Genomic DNA, 13764 nt, shown 5'->3' with positions numbered 1-13764 from the left:
GTGAGCACCCGGGCAGCGACCTACGAGGCGGAGGTGCTCTCACGGACCCCGCTGAGCGAGCACCTGGTGCGCCTCGTGCTCGGCGGACCGGGACTGGCCGACTTCACCTCCACCGGCGTGCCGGACGAGTGGGTCGGGCTGCTGGTGCCCGGTCAGTTCCAGAGCCGCTACTACACCGTGCGGTCCTGGGACCCGGTCGCCGGCGCGCTGGTGCTCGACGTCGTCGTCCACGACGTCGGCCTGGTCACCGAGTGGGCCAAGGGCGACTGCGTCGGCGACGTCGTCGTCGTCAGCGCGCCGAAGGGCTCGTTCGCGATGCCCGCCGACGCGGCCTGGCTGATGCTGGTCGGCGACCTGACCGCGCTGCCGGCGATGGCGCGGATCGCGGAGGTCACCGGCGTGCCGACCCGGGCGTGGGCCGAGGTGCCCGACGACGTCGTGGCGCTCGCCGGCTACCTGCCCGGACGCCTCGAGGTCGACTGGCTCGAGCAGCCCGGCGACGGGGTCAGCCGGCTCGCCGACGTCGTCACCGACCTGGTCTGGCCCGAGGGTGACGGCTACTTCTGGATGGCGGGGGAGTCGGCGCAGATGCGCGCGATCCGCAAGCACCTGATGCGTGAGCGGGGACTCCCCGGCACGGCGTACGACGTCATGGGCTACTGGCGCGAGACCACCGGGCGCCAGCCCCGCGCCGTCGATCCCGGCCCGGTCTACCGGGCCGGCAAGAGGGCGGGCAAGTCCGACGAGGAGATCTGGGCCGACTACGACGAGGCGCGAGGCTGACATGACGCAGGACACCGGACACACCCCCGAGCACACCCCCGAGCACAAGAGCGGGTTCGCCTCGTTCGTCGGGCGCCCGAACGCGGGCAAGTCGACGCTCACGAACGCGCTGGTCGGCTCGAAGGTCGTGATCACCAGCTCCAAGCCGCAGACCACGCGCACCGTCGTCCGCGGCATCGTGCACCGCGACGACGCCCAGCTGATCCTGGTCGACACCCCCGGTCTGCACCGTCCGCGCACCCTGCTCGGCGAGCGGCTCAACGACCTGGTCAAGACCACGCTGTCCGAGGTCGACGTCGTCGCGGTCTGCTTCCCCGCCAACGAGAAGATCGGCCCCGGCGACCGCTTCATCGTCCACGAGATGGGCAAGGTCAAGCGCACCATCAAGGTCGCGATCGCCACCAAGACCGACCTCGCCACGCCCGAGCAGCTCGGCCAGCACCTGCTCGACATCGCCGGCCTCGGCACCGAGACGGGCACCGAGTGGGCCGAGATCGTCCCGGTCTCGGCGAAGGAGAACCACCAGGTCAAGCTGCTCGAGGACCTCCTCGTCGGCCTGCTGCCCACGGGCCCGCAGCTCTACCCCGACGGCGACCTCAGCGACGCCCCCGAGGAGATCATCGTGGCCGAGCTGATCCGCGAGGCCGCGCTCGAGGGCGTGCGCGACGAGCTGCCGCACTCCATCGCCGTCGTCGTCGAGGAGATGGGCCTGCGCGAGGACCGCCCCGCCGACAAGCCGCTGCTCGACATCCACGCCAACCTCTACGTCGAGCGCGACTCCCAGAAGGGGATCATGATCGGCCACAAGGGCGCCCGCCTCAAGGACGTCGGCCGCCGGGCCCGGCTCCAGATCGAGGCGCTGCTCGGCACCCCGGTCTACCTCGACCTGCACATCAAGATCGCCAAGGACTGGCAGCGCGACCCGCGCCAGCTGCGCAAGCTCGGTTTCTGAGCCGCCCGCGGGCGGCCCGCCGGGACCAGCCGGGATCAGCCGGGATCAGCCGGGATCAGCCGGGATCAGCCGGGATCAGTCGGGATCAGTCGGGCGACCAGCAGCGGATGTAGGTCTGGCCGGCGGCCCACTGCTCCGGGTCGGGACCCTCGAAGGCCCACTCGTAGTCGAGGGAGTCCTCGGCGACGCCGGCGGCGGCGTCCTCACAGGGCCCCTCGCCGGCCGCGGTGACCGCGGTGCGGCCGGGGTAGCCGTCGGGGCCGTCCCCGGGGTCGAGGTCGACGACCTCGAAGGCGCGCCACGAGTGCTCGGCGCTGCAGGGCACCCGCTCGAAGCCCTTCGCCGCCGGGCTGGCGGTGCCGCACATGCCGTAGCGGTCGCGGCCCTCCTCGTCGTCGAGGACGCCGGCGAGGCTGCCCCTGACGCTCGCCAGCCGGTCGCGGCCGGCGAGGGCGACGACGTCGCACCGGTACCACGACGCGCCGGCCTCGGCCTGGTCCAGGCTCGGGGTGAACCACACCGCCCGCAGCATGCTCAGCCGCAGGTCCTCGACCGTGCCGCCGACGACGTCGCCGAGGGCGGCCGGGCAGGACGCGGCGACCTGGTCCTGCACCCGCTGGGAGTCGACGGCGAGCAGGTGCCCGTCGACGACGTTGTCGATGCGGCCGACGGCGAAGGTCTCCGACGTGTGGCTGCCGCGGCAGGCGACCGGCTCGATCTCGGCGGTGGGGGAGACCGCCTCCTCGTAGGTCAGGCGGTAGCAGGAGTCGTCGGCCGGTATCGGCGCGGCGGTGGCTCGCGGGGGTGCGGTGGGGGTCGGCGTCGGGGTGGACGTCGGCACGGTGTCGTCGGGCTCGTCGTCCGAGGTGCACCCGGTGAGGCCCAGTCCCGCGACCAGCACCGCGGCGAGGGTGCCGGCGGTCCGCGTCCGGTGCGTCCGGCGGTCAGTCACTGGTCCTGGCCCAGCAGACCGAGCGGCGGTTGCCGGCGTTCCACTCGCTCTCGTGGAACCACGTGTAGGCGAAGTCGTACTCGACCGGGTAGTTGAGGAAGGCCAGCACGGACTTCGAGCAGAAGTCGCGGCTCTGGACCTCCGAGAGCCGGTCGCCGGGGTACGGGTCGGTGGCCTCGCCCAGCTTGATGGTGGTCACGGCGCGCCACTGGTGGTCCTGGTCGCACGGGATCTTCTTCGACCCGGCGAAGGCGGGCTCGGCCACGCACGCCATCCAGGCGTCGTCCGGGCGCCCCTGGAGCAGGCCCTCGGCGGTCTCGGGGAGCGGCACCAGCGTGGCGCTCTGCTCGCCGCCGCCGACGACGTCGCAGCGGTACCAGCGGGCGCCGTCGTCCCACGCCTTCTCCGAGGGGCGGAACCAGGCCCAGCTGAGGATGGTCCGCATCGCGAGGCTCTCGTCGGCGCCGAGGAACGCGCTGAGCTTGGTGTTGCAGGTGCGGTAGGCGAACTCGCCGACCTCGGGGGCGTCGTAGGCCGACTCCCGCAGCTCGTCGGGGAGCTCGCCGACGGCGTAGGTCTGGGCGGTGTGCTTCTGGCCGCAGTCGACGGTGCGGGTGGCGTTGGACGGCGCCGAGATCTCCTCGAGCGTCAGCAGCCGGCAGGCTCCGAGCTCGGGCGTCTCCACCGCGTCGACCTGGTCGGGGTCGGCGTCCGGGTCGGCCTGGGTCGGTGTACCGCAGGCGCCCAGGAGGACCGTGAGGGTCGCCGCGACCACGATCGCGCCGCTGCGCCACGTCGTCCGTCTGCTCCTCGCCACGAGGGGCGATGCTACCTGCGGGCCCTCACGCGAGCAGCGCGGCCAGCGTGCCGCCCAGCTCGTAGCCGCGCTCGAGCTCGGGCGCACCCACGTCCCCGAGCACCTCCAGGACGTCGGCAGCCCGACGCCACGGCAGCGCCTGGACGATCGAGGCGACGCTGCGCACCGCCCCCGTCGTGTCGTACCTCCCGTGCACCCACAGCCCGTACGGCTTCCTCCCGCCGGCGCCCGGTGTGCCCGAGCCGTCGTCCGACAGCGCCCCGCCGGCGGTGAGGAAGATCGTGTCGAAGAAGTGCTTCAGCGCGCCCGACATGTAGCCGAAGTTGGCCGTCGTCCCGAGCAGGTAGCCGTCGGCGGCCAGCACGTCGTCCGCCGTGGCCTCCAGGGCCGCCCGGACGACGACCTCGACGCCCTCGATCGCGTCGTCGTGCGCTCCGGCCACGACCGCGTCGGTCAGCAGCCGCACGAGCGGCGTCGGGGAGTGGTGGACGATCAGCAGGCGCGGCACGCTCGCACGATAGCCACGACGGGACGTGGGCGCGGGGGTGCACGTCGTGGCGCTCGAGCACCGACGACGGGCGCCGACCGACGGTGTCGTCACGCCCCGGTCCTGGGACGTGGCCGGTCGGGGCTGGGTCGGGCGAGCCACGGACCCGCAGCATCGCGGCCGGGACGCCTCCCACGGTTGCTCCCCACCGCGGTTCGTGCGCGAGGGCGTCGCAGCAACGCGGGTGATCCCCCCGCGACGGCCCGGGCGTGCCGAGAGCCCCGCCGGGGCGGGGTCTGGGGCGGGGTGGTCAGGGTTCGGCTGGCTCGGCTGGCTCGGCTGGTGGTGGTGGTTGTGGTGGTGGGTCGAGTGGGGTGGTGCCGTGGTGGTCTCGTCGGTAGGTGAGGCCGGAGGGTGCGGTCCAGTGGTAGGTGCCGGGCTCGGTCGTGGTGTAGGTCCAGCGGCTGTGGGTCTTGGCGCGGTGGTGCCTGCGGCAGAGGGGGGCGAGGTTGTCGCTGCTGGTGGTGCCGCCGTGTGCGTGCGGGGTGATGTGGTCGAGGTCGCAGCGGGTGGCGGTTCTGCGGCAGTGGGGGAAGACGCAGGTGAGGTCGCGCAGCTCGATCTGTTCGCGGAGCCGGTCGGGGGCTTCGTAGGCGTCGACGTGGACGTGGTCGTGGAGGTCGATGACGGGCTTGACGACCACCGTCGCGGAGGCGGCGCACCAGGACCGGATGGTCTCCACGGTGAGGGGTGTCCGGGTGGTCCCGCAACGCGCGACGTCGGGGCTGTCGTGGTGGAGGTGCACCACAAGCGGGCGGCTGCTCTGGCTGGTGAGGTCGAGGGGTCGGTCGCCGCGGGCGAGGTCGCCGAGGGCGATCGAGCGGCGGACGTCGAGGGGTAGGTGGCACCCGGCGTCGGCGAGGGTGTCGGCCCCGGCCTGCAGCGCCTGCTCGAGGTCGAGGGCGTCGGGCACCGACAGGAGCCCATCGAGGCGGACGTGGCCCTCGATGCTCGGGCGGTCGAGGTCGACCCACACGTGCCGGTCGTCCTTGACCCGGGCGAGCTCGTGGGGTGCGTGGCGGGCGACGGCCTCCTCGACCAGGCGGTCGAGCTGGGTGACGGTGATGGACCGGACGGCCTGGGCGAGACGCTGGTCGACGTAGCCGGCGCCGTCGAGGGGGAGGCGCATGGTGGCGTCGGCGATCCTGCCGGCCTTCCACACCGCCAGCCGTCCGGCGAGGACCGCGGCCCACAGCCGCGGGAGGCGGTGGCGCAGCTCCAGGGCCCGGGCGAGGTACTTCAACCCCGACTCCGTCGAGAGCCCGAGGGCGGCGGCGAGGTCGTGAGCGGCGAACTCCTCGACCGCGGGGCACCCTGCACCACCCAGGGCGAGGGCGCGTTCACCGAAGGTCACGGTGTGCGGGTCGGCCTCGGTGGTGTGGCCCGCTGCCCAGTCGAGGACCGCGACCAGCCGGGCGACCTCGGCCTCGCGGGCTGCGTGGTCGCTGGCGCGCACCGCCACCAGTGCCGGGTCGGCGTCCTGGGTGGCGGTGGGTGCGGCCATGCCATGATTCTACGCCGCTCGTTCACGATTCGACAGTGTGTTCGATCAATCTGTGGATGGATGTTGCAGCCTCCGGAAGTCCGCCCGACTGCTCCGCTGCTGGCAGACCACCGCCCGGGCGGGTCACCCGGAGAGGCAGGCGTCTGGCCCGCGACGCCCGCAGCAACGACGGCGCCGTCCCCGCTGGTTCCCGGACGGCCACAGGGTGCTCAACCTCGATCGGCGTGGGTGCAGCTCGTCCCCGGACCGCGTTCGCGAGGTCGACGACGCGCCGATGTCGGCGGCGCCGGTCTGGACGCACGGCGAGGAGGTAGGCGTCCGCTGGCACGGCGCGGAGGCGACCTGGTCGTCCGGGACGTGGACCCGGTGTCGGGTCAGCGAACCGCGGTGATCGGTGATCGCGGCGACCGGGGGATCGCGTCGAAGGTCTCGGGGTCGGCTCACGCGCGGACGGAGGCGTCCGCGCCGCCGCCAGCCCCCGACACCGCTCCGCTGGCTGCTGCTGGGCGCTCGACGAGGCTGCGGCTCGTCGCACAAAGGCCGACCACACGTGCAGGAGAGGTTGGTCCCAGCCGCGGCGGCGGTCACCACGGCGGTCGGGACGACGCCGACCCGCGGTCGCGGCCACGGTCCCGGAGGTTGCCACGGACCTGCTGGAGACGCACGCTGGGCCCATGAGCGGAAGCGTGATCATCGCTGGGGCCGGCCCCGGCGTCAGCGGCTCGTTGGCCCGGCTGCTGGCCCGTGAGGGTCACCCGGTGGGACTCGTCGGCGCCGACGAGGACGCCGTCCGCGAGCTCGCCGGGCAGCTCGCCGACGCCGGCGCCCGGGTCGAGAGCCGGCTGGCCGACCTGACCGACGTCGACGCGACCCACGCCGCCGTCACGGGGCTCGCCGAGGCGCTCGGCCCGGTCGACGTCCTGCACTTCAACCCGAGTGCGTTCCGCGAGAAGGACCCGCTCGAGCTCACCCCGGCCGAGCTGCTCCAGGACGTCGCCCTCGGCGTCGGCGCCCTGCTCACCGTCGTCCGGGCGGCGCGTCCCCACCTCCACGACGGCAGCCGCATCACCGTCACCGGGAGCATGGCCGCCGACGAGCCGTGGCACCGCGCGGCGTCCCTCGGCGTGCAGAAGGCCGGCGTGCGCAACCTCGTCCACAGCATCGACGCGACCCTGCGCGCCGACGGCATCCGCGCCGTGTCGGTGACGGTGCGGGGCACGCTGTCCCGCGAGGGCGCGTTCACGCCCGACCGGGTGGCCGCCGCGATCCGCGCCGCGCTCGACCAGCCGGCCGACGCGTGGCGGACCGAGGTCGCCTACGACGGCTGAGGGTCAGTAGCCGCGCTGGCGCCACTCCGGCAGCGAAGGACGCTCGGCGCCGAGCGTGGAGTCGGAGCCGTGGCCGGGGTAGAACCAGGTCGCGTCGGGGAGCGTGCCGAAGACCTTCGTCTCGACGTCGCCGATCAGCTGCTGGAACGCCGCGGCGTCGCCGAACGTGCCACCCACCCCGCCGGGGAACAGCGTGTCGCCGGTGAAGAGGTGGTGCTGCCCGCCGTCGGCGGTGTCGTCGTAGACGAGGGCGACCGACCCGGGGGTGTGGCCGGCGATCGCGATCACCGACAGCGTGCACGCGCCGACGGTGACGGTGTCGCCCTGCTCGACGGGTCGGGTCACGGGGACGCCGGTCTGCTCGGTGATCGCGGCGGCGTCGGGGACGCCGGCGACGACCTCGGCCCCGGTCGCCTCGACGACCGCGGCCAGCGCGCGGTGGTGGTCCCAGTGCTGGTGCGTCGTCACAACGGTGGTCAGGCCCGCGTCGCCGATCAGGGGGAGCAGCGTCGCGGCGGAGTCGGCCGCGTCGACGAGCACCTGCTCGCCCGTCGCCCGGCAGCGGAGCAGGTAGCAGTTGTTGCTCATCTCCTCGTCGACCGCCACCTTGGTGATGGTGAGGTGGGCGAGCTCGCGGACGTCGGCGTCGCCGCCGACCGTCACCTCGCCGGTGTAGCCGTCCGCCTGGTCGTCCATCGTCACCATGCTCCGATCCTCGGCAGCTCGCCGTCCGTGGTCAGTCCGTCGCCGTCGCCGCGCCCGGTGAGCCACCAGCCGAGGTCGGCGGCCGTGCCGGACACCCGGGGCGTCGCGTCGTCGTCAGCCTGCCAGGTGTGGCCGAGGTCCGTGGCGACCAGGGTCGCGGGCGCGCGGCCCGCGAGCTGGGAGACCAGCACCTCGGCGAAGGCCGCGGACCAGTCGGCGCGCGTGTAGCCGGCGTCGAGGTCGACGTGGTGGATCTCGACCTCGCGCAACCGCATCGACATCACGTCGCCGGCGGCGAAGCCCCGCCCGTGCGGCGTGCGCTCGATCTCGGTCTCGAAGGAGTCGGCGGGGAGGTGGCGGAGCGCCTCGCCCAGGACCGTCGTGCTGCCGAGGAGCCGGTCGCGCAGCTCGGACGGCGACGCCGCGGCGAGCGTCTCGATGTCGGCGTCGCGGAGCTCGGCCGACGCGTACATCGGGACGGGGCGCCCCTCGACCACCCCGCGGAGCGCCCCGGCGAGGCCCTCGGCGTTCAGGGCGAGGTGGGCGACCACGTGCGCGCGGGTCCAGCCGGGGAGGAGCGACGGCGCCGGGTAGGCCTCGTCGGCGAGGGAATCGATGGTCCGGACCAGCCGTTGGGTCGAGACGTCGAGCACGTCGTGGGTCACAGGACCCATCCTGCGCCACATCAGCCGCACGGTCACCCCGTCGAGGGGAGGGACTGTCGGTGCCGCCGCCTAGGCTTGCCCGGTCGGCGCGGTGACTTGCCCGATCGACCACCGATGACGAACACTTGTTCGAATCTCTCGACCCCCCAAGCCTTCGACCCAGGGACCCCAGTGGCTGACCAGCTCATCATCCGAGGCGCGCGCGAGCACAACCTCAAGGACGTGTCGATCGACCTCCCGCGCGACTCGCTCATCGTCTTCACGGGTCTCTCCGGCTCGGGGAAGTCGTCGCTGGCCTTCGACACGATCTTCGCCGAGGGCCAGCGGCGCTACGTCGAGTCGCTCTCGGCGTACGCGCGCCAGTTCCTCGGCCAGATGGACAAGCCCGACGTCGACTTCATCGAGGGCCTCTCGCCCGCGGTCTCCATCGACCAGAAGTCCACGTCGAAGAACCCGCGGTCCACGGTGGGCACCATCACCGAGGTCTACGACTACCTGCGGCTGCTGTTCGCGCGGGCCGGGCGGCCGCACTGCCCCACCTGCGGCGCGCCGATCGAGCGCCAGACCCCGCAGCAGATCGTCGACCGCGTGCTCGGCCTCGAGGACGGCGCCCGGTTCCAGGTGCTCGCACCGGTGGTCCGCGGCCGCAAGGGCGAGTACGTCGAGCTCTTCAAGCAGCTGCAGACCCAGGGCTTCTCGCGGGCCCGGGTCAACGGCGAGACCCACACGCTCGACGAGCCGCCCAAGCTCGACAAGCAGAAGAAGCACACGATCGAGGTCGTCGTCGACCGGCTCGCGGTCAAGGAGTCGTCGAAGCGGCGCCTGACCGACTCGGTCGAGACCGCGCTCAACCTCGCCGGCGGCCTGGTGGTCTTCGACTTCGTCGACCGCGACGCGAAGGACCCCGACCGCGAGCTGAAGTTCAGCGAGAAGATGTCGTGCCCCAACGACCACCCGATCGACACCGACGACCTCGAGCCGCGCTCGTTCTCCTTCAACTCCCCGTTCGGTGCCTGCCCGACCTGCAGCGGACTCGGCACCCGGATGGAGGTCGACCCCGAGCTCGTCGTCCCCGACCCGACCGCCACGCTCGCCGACGGTGCGATCCAGCCGTGGAGCCAGGCCCACGTCGCCGACTACTTCCTCAAGCTGATGGACGCGCTCGGCCAGCAGGTCGGCTTCGACGTGCACACCCCGTGGTCCGACCTCCCGCCGGCCGGCCGCAAGGCCGTCCTCGACGGCCACCAGGGCAAGGTGCACGTCGTCACCCGCAACCGCTACGGCCGCGAGCGCGCCTACTACGCCCAGTTCGAGGGCGTGCGGTCCTACGTCGAGCGCCGCCACCGCGAGGCCGAGAGCGACACCAGCCGCGAGCGGTTCGAGGGCTACATGCGCGAGGTCCCGTGCCCGGCCTGCAGCGGCAGCCGGCTCAAGGCGGTCTCGATGGCCGTCACCCTCGGCGGCAGGAACATCGCCGAGATCTGCCACCTGCCGATCAACGAGACCAGCGAGTTCCTCGCCGGCCTCGACCTGTCCGCCCGGGAGCGCCAGATCGGCGAGCGGGTGCTCAAGGAGATCCAGGAGCGGCTGCAGTTCCTCCTCGACGTCGGCCTCGACTACCTCTCCCTCGACCGGCCGTCCGGGTCGCTCTCCGGCGGCGAGGCGCAGCGGATCCGGCTCGCCACGCAGATCGGCGCCGGCCTGGTCGGCGTCCTCTACGTGCTCGACGAGCCGTCGATCGGTCTGCACCAGCGCGACAACCAGCGGCTCATCGAGACGCTGGTGCGGCTCAAGGACCTCGGCAACACCCTCATCGTGGTCGAGCACGACGAGGACACCATCAAGGTCGCCGACTGGGTCGTCGACATCGGGCCGGGTGCCGGCGAGCACGGCGGGCAGGTGGTCCACTCGGGCACCGTCGCCGACCTGCTCACCCACCCCGACTCGATGACGGGCCAGTACCTCTCCGGCCGCCGCGAGATCCCGGTGCCCGCGATCCGGCGTCCGCGCACCGTCGACCGCGAGCTCCGTGTCCACGGCGCCTACGAGAACAACCTCCAGCACGTCGACGTGTCGTTCCCGCTCGGCATGTTCGTCGCCGTCACCGGGGTGTCGGGGTCCGGCAAGTCGACCCTGGTCAACGACATCCTCTACACCTCGCTGGCCAAGACGATCTACCGCGCCCGCACCGTGCCCGGACGGCACCAGAAGATCACCGGCCTCGAGCACGTCGACAAGGTGATCCACGTCGACCAGTCGCCGATCGGCCGCACCCCGCGGTCCAACCCGGCCACCTACACCGGGGTCTTCGACCACGTCCGCAAGCTGTTCGCCTCGACCCCCGAGGCGAAGATGCGCGGCTACCTGCAGGGCCGGTTCTCGTTCAACGTCAAGGGCGGCCGCTGCGAGGCGTGCGCCGGCGACGGCACGATCAAGATCGAGATGAACTTCCTGCCCGACGTCTACGTCCCGTGCGAGGTCTGCCACGGCGCCCGCTACAACCGCGAGACGCTCGAGGTGCACTACAAGGGCAAGACGATCGCCGAGGTGCTCGACATGCCGATCGAGGAGGCGGTGGAGTTCTTCGCCGCCGTCCCGGCGATCGCGCGGCACATGAAGACCCTGGTCGAGGTCGGCCTCGGCTACGTCCGGCTCGGGCAGCCCGCGACCACCCTGTCGGGCGGCGAGGCGCAGCGCGTCAAGCTCTCCTCCGAGCTGCAGAAGCGCTCCACGGGCCGCACCGTCTACGTCCTCGACGAGCCCACCACCGGCCTGCACTTCGAGGACATCCGCAAGCTGCTCCTCGTCCTGGGCCGCCTCGTCGACGCCGGCAACACGGTGCTGGTGATCGAGCACAACCTCGACGTCATCAAGACCGCCGACTGGCTCGTCGACATGGGCCCCGAGGGCGGGTCCCGCGGCGGCATGGTCGTCGCCGAGGGCACCCCCGAGGACGTCGCCGCCAACGCCGACAGCTACACCGGCCAGTTCCTGGCGCCGTTGCTCGTGGGCCGCGAGGCCAAGCAGCCGACCCGCCGCAAGCCGGCGGCCTCGGCGCCGGTCGGACGGGGACCGGCCGTCACGAAGGCTGCGGCCAAGCCGGCCAGGAAGGCGGTTGCCAAGAAGACGGCTGCCACGAAGACGGCTGCCCGCAAGACCGCCACGACGCGGAGGACCACGAGGACGACGGGGTCCTGATCCCTCGCTCTCATGCTCCTCTCAGCCCGATGGTTAGTGTTGTCTTCAACTACCGGACGTTCCCTGCTTGAGGAGGCTCCCTCGTGAGCAACCCCGCCTTCACCCGTCGTCGCGCCCTCGCGGGCGCCACCTCCGTCGGCCTCGCCCTGCCCGTCCTGTCCGCGTGCGGTGACGACGGCGGCGGCTCCTCGTCCACCGAGGGAGCCTCCGACACGCCGTCCTCGAGCCCGTCGTCGACCAGCGCGGCGGCACCGACCGACCAGACCGAGCCCGCCGACCCGTCGACGTCGCCGTCCGAGGCGGCCGCGGGCGTGGTCGGCACCGCCGACGTGCCGGTCGGGGGCGGGGTGATCATCGCCGGCAGCAAGATCGTCGTCACCCAGCCGTCCGAGGGTGACATCAAGGTCTTCAGCAGCATCTGCACCCACCAGGGCTGCCCGGTCACCGAGGTCACCGACGTGATCTCGTGCACCTGTCACGGCAGCACCTTCGACCTCTCGACCGGCGACGTGCTCGGTGGCCCCGCGTCCGCCCCGCTGCCCGCCGTCGACTTCACCGTCGACGGCGACCAGGTGGTGCTGTCGTGAGCGCCCCGCTCGCCTCCCGTCGCATCGTCTTCCAGGGTCTCGGTGCCCTGGGCGTGGCCGCGGCCCTCGCCGCGTGCGGCGGGGGCGACGACGAGGGCGGCAGCGGGTCGGGGTCGTCCGCGCCCGAGACGGGTGCCTCGCTCGCGGCGACGTCCGAGGTGCCGGTCGGCGGCGGGATCATCCTCACCGACCAGAAGCTCGTCATCACCCAGCCCACGGAGGGCACGTTCAAGGCGTTCACCGCCGTCTGCACCCACCAGGGCTCGGCGCTCGACGGCGTGAGCGAGGCCGGCATCACCTGCCCGCTGCACGGCAGCGTCTTCTCGATCGCCGACGGCTCACCCTCGTCGGGCCCCGCCACGCAGCCCCTGGCCGAGGTCGAGGTCGAGGTCGACGGCGACCAGCTCGTCGCCGTCTGACGTTCACGCGTCGGCGGACCCCGCACAGCACGTCGTCCGCCAGGCGACGTCGCGCGCCGACGGTCGCCGGTCGAGCCGCCGGTCGAGCAGCAGCCGGGCCTCGTCCCAGCGGCCGGAGCGGAGCAGCGCCGCGATCCGGACCTCCTCGACGAGCTCGCGCTGGGCGTCCGACCCGCCGACCCGCCAGATCGACCCCTCGAGGGCGGCGAGGGCGGTGGCGCCGGCCGAGTGCTGCCCGGCGTGGAGGAGCGCCAGCGCGCGGGCCAGGGGCGCGACGACCTCGCGGTGCGTCGGGTGCGCGTGGGACGCCGTCCACCCGGCCAGCGACGCCAGGCCGGCGCCGTCTCCGAGGGCGAGGAGGGCGACGGCCGCGTGCATGCCGAGGAACGGCGTCGCCGGGCGCACCAGGACGTCGGGGCCCACCGAGGTCGCGACGCCCTCGAGCCCGGGCACGGCCTCCGCGCCGGGGGACAGGGCCCACCGCACCAGCAGGGAGCCGGTGTCGACGAGCGAGCGGCAGCCGGTGGCGTGCTCCGGTCGCAGCTGGGACTCGTAGCGGCGGCGCACGGCGTCGAGGTCGCCGAGCGACATCTCGTGCAGGGCCGCGTGCCAGGAGAAGTGGGTCAGGCTCTCGATCCGGGCGCCGGCACCGGTGACCCAGGCGTCCATCCAGGCCAGCCCGGCGTGGTGGTCCCCGGTCTCGTAGTGCACGTGGGCCCGGGCGTGGGCGGAGTGGCCGGCGTCGGGCTGCGCGGCCAGGCTCGTGCAGGACAGGTCGTAGGCCTCGTCGAAGCGACCCTGCTCCTGGCGGACGAAGGCGAGCAGCCCGGCGTACCACCAGTCGTCGCCGTAGGCCGGAGCGGCGGCCTCGACGATCGACCAGGCCTGCTCGGGGACCTCGGTCACGCCGGCGAACGCGATCGTCGGGACGGCGGCCGAGAGCAGCAGCGCGTCGACGGGGTACTGCTCGAGGTGCCGGACGATCGGACGACCGTCCCCGCGCAGGTGCGCCAGGACGGCGGCGACGTGGCTCTGCTCGCGCGGCGTGCCGCGGTGCGCCCAGCGCTCGGCGTCGCGCATCCGGGCGGCGATGTCGACCTGGATGCACAGGTCGTGGCCGACGAGCGCGAGCGCCGCGTGCCCGAGCGCGAACGTCGGGTCCAGGACGACCGAGGAGGCGAAGGCCTCGGCGGCGCCGGTGCGGAGGCTGAGCACCCCGCCCAGCCCCCGGTCGTACTCGGCGGCGGCCGCGGGCGCGGTGGTCACGGCCAGGCCGTATCGGTCACGGGAAACCATGAAACCATAGT

General features: G+C 73.1%; 13 protein-coding genes. 6 read left to right on the top strand and 7 right to left on the bottom strand.

Features of this window, described 5'->3' with window-relative positions; translation table 11 throughout:
* Both E4623_RS09000 and era read left to right on the top strand, forming a co-directional pair.
* The gene (locus E4623_RS09000) at positions 1 to 783 is read left to right on the top strand and encodes a siderophore-interacting protein (protein ID WP_134766162.1); all 783 of its coding nucleotides are present in this window, start codon (positions 1 to 3) and stop codon (positions 781 to 783) included.
* Between the two features lies 1 nt (position 784).
* A complete protein-coding gene (gene era / locus E4623_RS08995) occupies positions 785 to 1735 on the top strand; it encodes a GTPase Era (RefSeq protein ID WP_134766161.1) in 951 nt (316 codons plus the stop codon).
* Positions 1736 to 1820: 85 nt separating this feature from the next.
* On the opposite strand, the gene E4623_RS08990 is transcribed toward era, so the two are convergent.
* From E4623_RS08990 to E4623_RS08975, 4 genes are all read right to left on the bottom strand, one after another.
* The gene (locus tag E4623_RS08990; RefSeq protein WP_134766160.1) at positions 1821 to 2687 is read right to left on the bottom strand and encodes a septum formation family protein; all 867 of its coding nucleotides are present in this window, start codon (positions 2685 to 2687) and stop codon (positions 1821 to 1823) included.
* On the bottom strand, positions 2680 to 3504 hold the full coding sequence (locus E4623_RS08985; protein WP_134766159.1) for a septum formation family protein: 825 nt from the start codon (positions 3502 to 3504) through the stop codon (positions 2680 to 2682). The genes E4623_RS08990 and E4623_RS08985 overlap by 8 nt, the downstream gene beginning before the upstream one ends.
* A 25-nt stretch (positions 3505 to 3529) precedes the next feature.
* Positions 3530 to 4012: a flavodoxin family protein gene (locus E4623_RS08980; protein WP_134766158.1), complete on the bottom strand. Its 483-nt coding sequence runs from the start codon at positions 4010 to 4012 to the stop codon at positions 3530 to 3532.
* Positions 4013 to 4301: 289 nt separating this feature from the next.
* Positions 4302 to 5555, bottom strand: a complete 1254-nt coding sequence (locus tag E4623_RS08975) for a DUF222 domain-containing protein (RefSeq protein ID WP_134766157.1) — start codon at positions 5553 to 5555, stop codon at positions 4302 to 4304.
* Between the two features lie 674 nt (positions 5556 to 6229).
* On the opposite strand from E4623_RS08975, the gene E4623_RS08970 reads away from it, so the two are divergent.
* Positions 6230 to 6883 carry an SDR family oxidoreductase gene (locus E4623_RS08970; RefSeq protein WP_134766156.1) on the top strand — a complete coding sequence of 218 codons (654 nt, stop codon included), beginning with the start codon at positions 6230 to 6232 and terminating at the stop codon, positions 6881 to 6883.
* Between the two features lie 3 nt (positions 6884 to 6886).
* Here E4623_RS08970 and E4623_RS08965 read toward each other — a convergent pair whose 3' ends face one another.
* Positions 6887 to 7579, bottom strand: coding sequence for an MBL fold metallo-hydrolase (locus tag E4623_RS08965; RefSeq protein WP_134766458.1), 693 nt, complete (start codon positions 7577 to 7579; stop codon positions 6887 to 6889).
* 2 nt (positions 7580 to 7581) lie between these two features.
* Positions 7582 to 8253: a maleylpyruvate isomerase family mycothiol-dependent enzyme gene (locus E4623_RS08960; protein WP_167736539.1), complete on the bottom strand. Its 672-nt coding sequence runs from the start codon at positions 8251 to 8253 to the stop codon at positions 7582 to 7584.
* Between the two features lie 171 nt (positions 8254 to 8424).
* Here E4623_RS08960 and uvrA point away from each other — a divergent pair, with 171 nt between their 5' ends.
* The 3 genes from uvrA (at position 8425) to E4623_RS08945 (ending at position 12457) form a co-directional block, all read left to right on the top strand.
* Positions 8425 to 11451: an excinuclease ABC subunit UvrA gene (gene uvrA, locus E4623_RS08955; protein ID WP_134766154.1), complete on the top strand. Its 3027-nt coding sequence runs from the start codon at positions 8425 to 8427 to the stop codon at positions 11449 to 11451.
* Positions 11452 to 11534: 83 nt separating this feature from the next.
* Positions 11535 to 12038 (top strand): Rieske (2Fe-2S) protein, encoded by a 504-nt coding sequence (locus tag E4623_RS08950; protein WP_134766153.1) that lies wholly within the window; start codon positions 11535 to 11537, stop codon positions 12036 to 12038.
* On the top strand, positions 12035 to 12457 hold the full coding sequence (locus tag E4623_RS08945; RefSeq protein ID WP_134766152.1) for a Rieske (2Fe-2S) protein: 423 nt from the start codon (positions 12035 to 12037) through the stop codon (positions 12455 to 12457). The genes E4623_RS08950 and E4623_RS08945 overlap by 4 nt, the downstream gene beginning before the upstream one ends.
* 3 nt (positions 12458 to 12460) lie before the next feature.
* On the opposite strand, the gene E4623_RS08940 is transcribed toward E4623_RS08945, so the two are convergent.
* Positions 12461 to 13753 (bottom strand): pyridine nucleotide-disulfide oxidoreductase, encoded by a 1293-nt coding sequence (locus tag E4623_RS08940; RefSeq protein ID WP_134766151.1) that lies wholly within the window; start codon positions 13751 to 13753, stop codon positions 12461 to 12463.
* Positions 13754 to 13764: the final 11 nt, after the last annotated feature.

The sequence above is a fragment of the Nocardioides sp. 1609 genome (genome assembly GCF_004522105.1).
Lineage (GTDB): Bacteria > Actinomycetota > Actinomycetes > Propionibacteriales > Nocardioidaceae > Nocardioides.
The sequence above is the reverse complement of the archived record's forward strand: the minus strand, read 5'-3'. Positions and strand labels throughout refer to the sequence as shown.

What these genes read in the sequence shown, in the direction of transcription:
- era (WP_134766161.1), top strand. Translation starts at nt 785, where the DNA reads ATGACGCAGGACACCGGACACACCCCCGAGCACACCCCCGAGCACAAG.
- E4623_RS08975 (WP_134766157.1), bottom strand. Translation starts at nt 5,555, where the DNA reads ATGGCCGCACCCACCGCCACCCAGGACGCCGACCCGGCACTGGTGGCG.
- E4623_RS08970 (WP_134766156.1), top strand. Translation starts at nt 6,230, where the DNA reads ATGAGCGGAAGCGTGATCATCGCTGGGGCCGGCCCCGGCGTCAGCGGC.
- E4623_RS08965 (WP_134766458.1), bottom strand. Translation starts at nt 7,579, where the DNA reads ATGGACGACCAGGCGGACGGCTACACCGGCGAGGTGACGGTCGGCGGC.
- E4623_RS08940 (WP_134766151.1), bottom strand. Translation starts at nt 13,753, where the DNA reads ATGGTTTCCCGTGACCGATACGGCCTGGCCGTGACCACCGCGCCCGCG.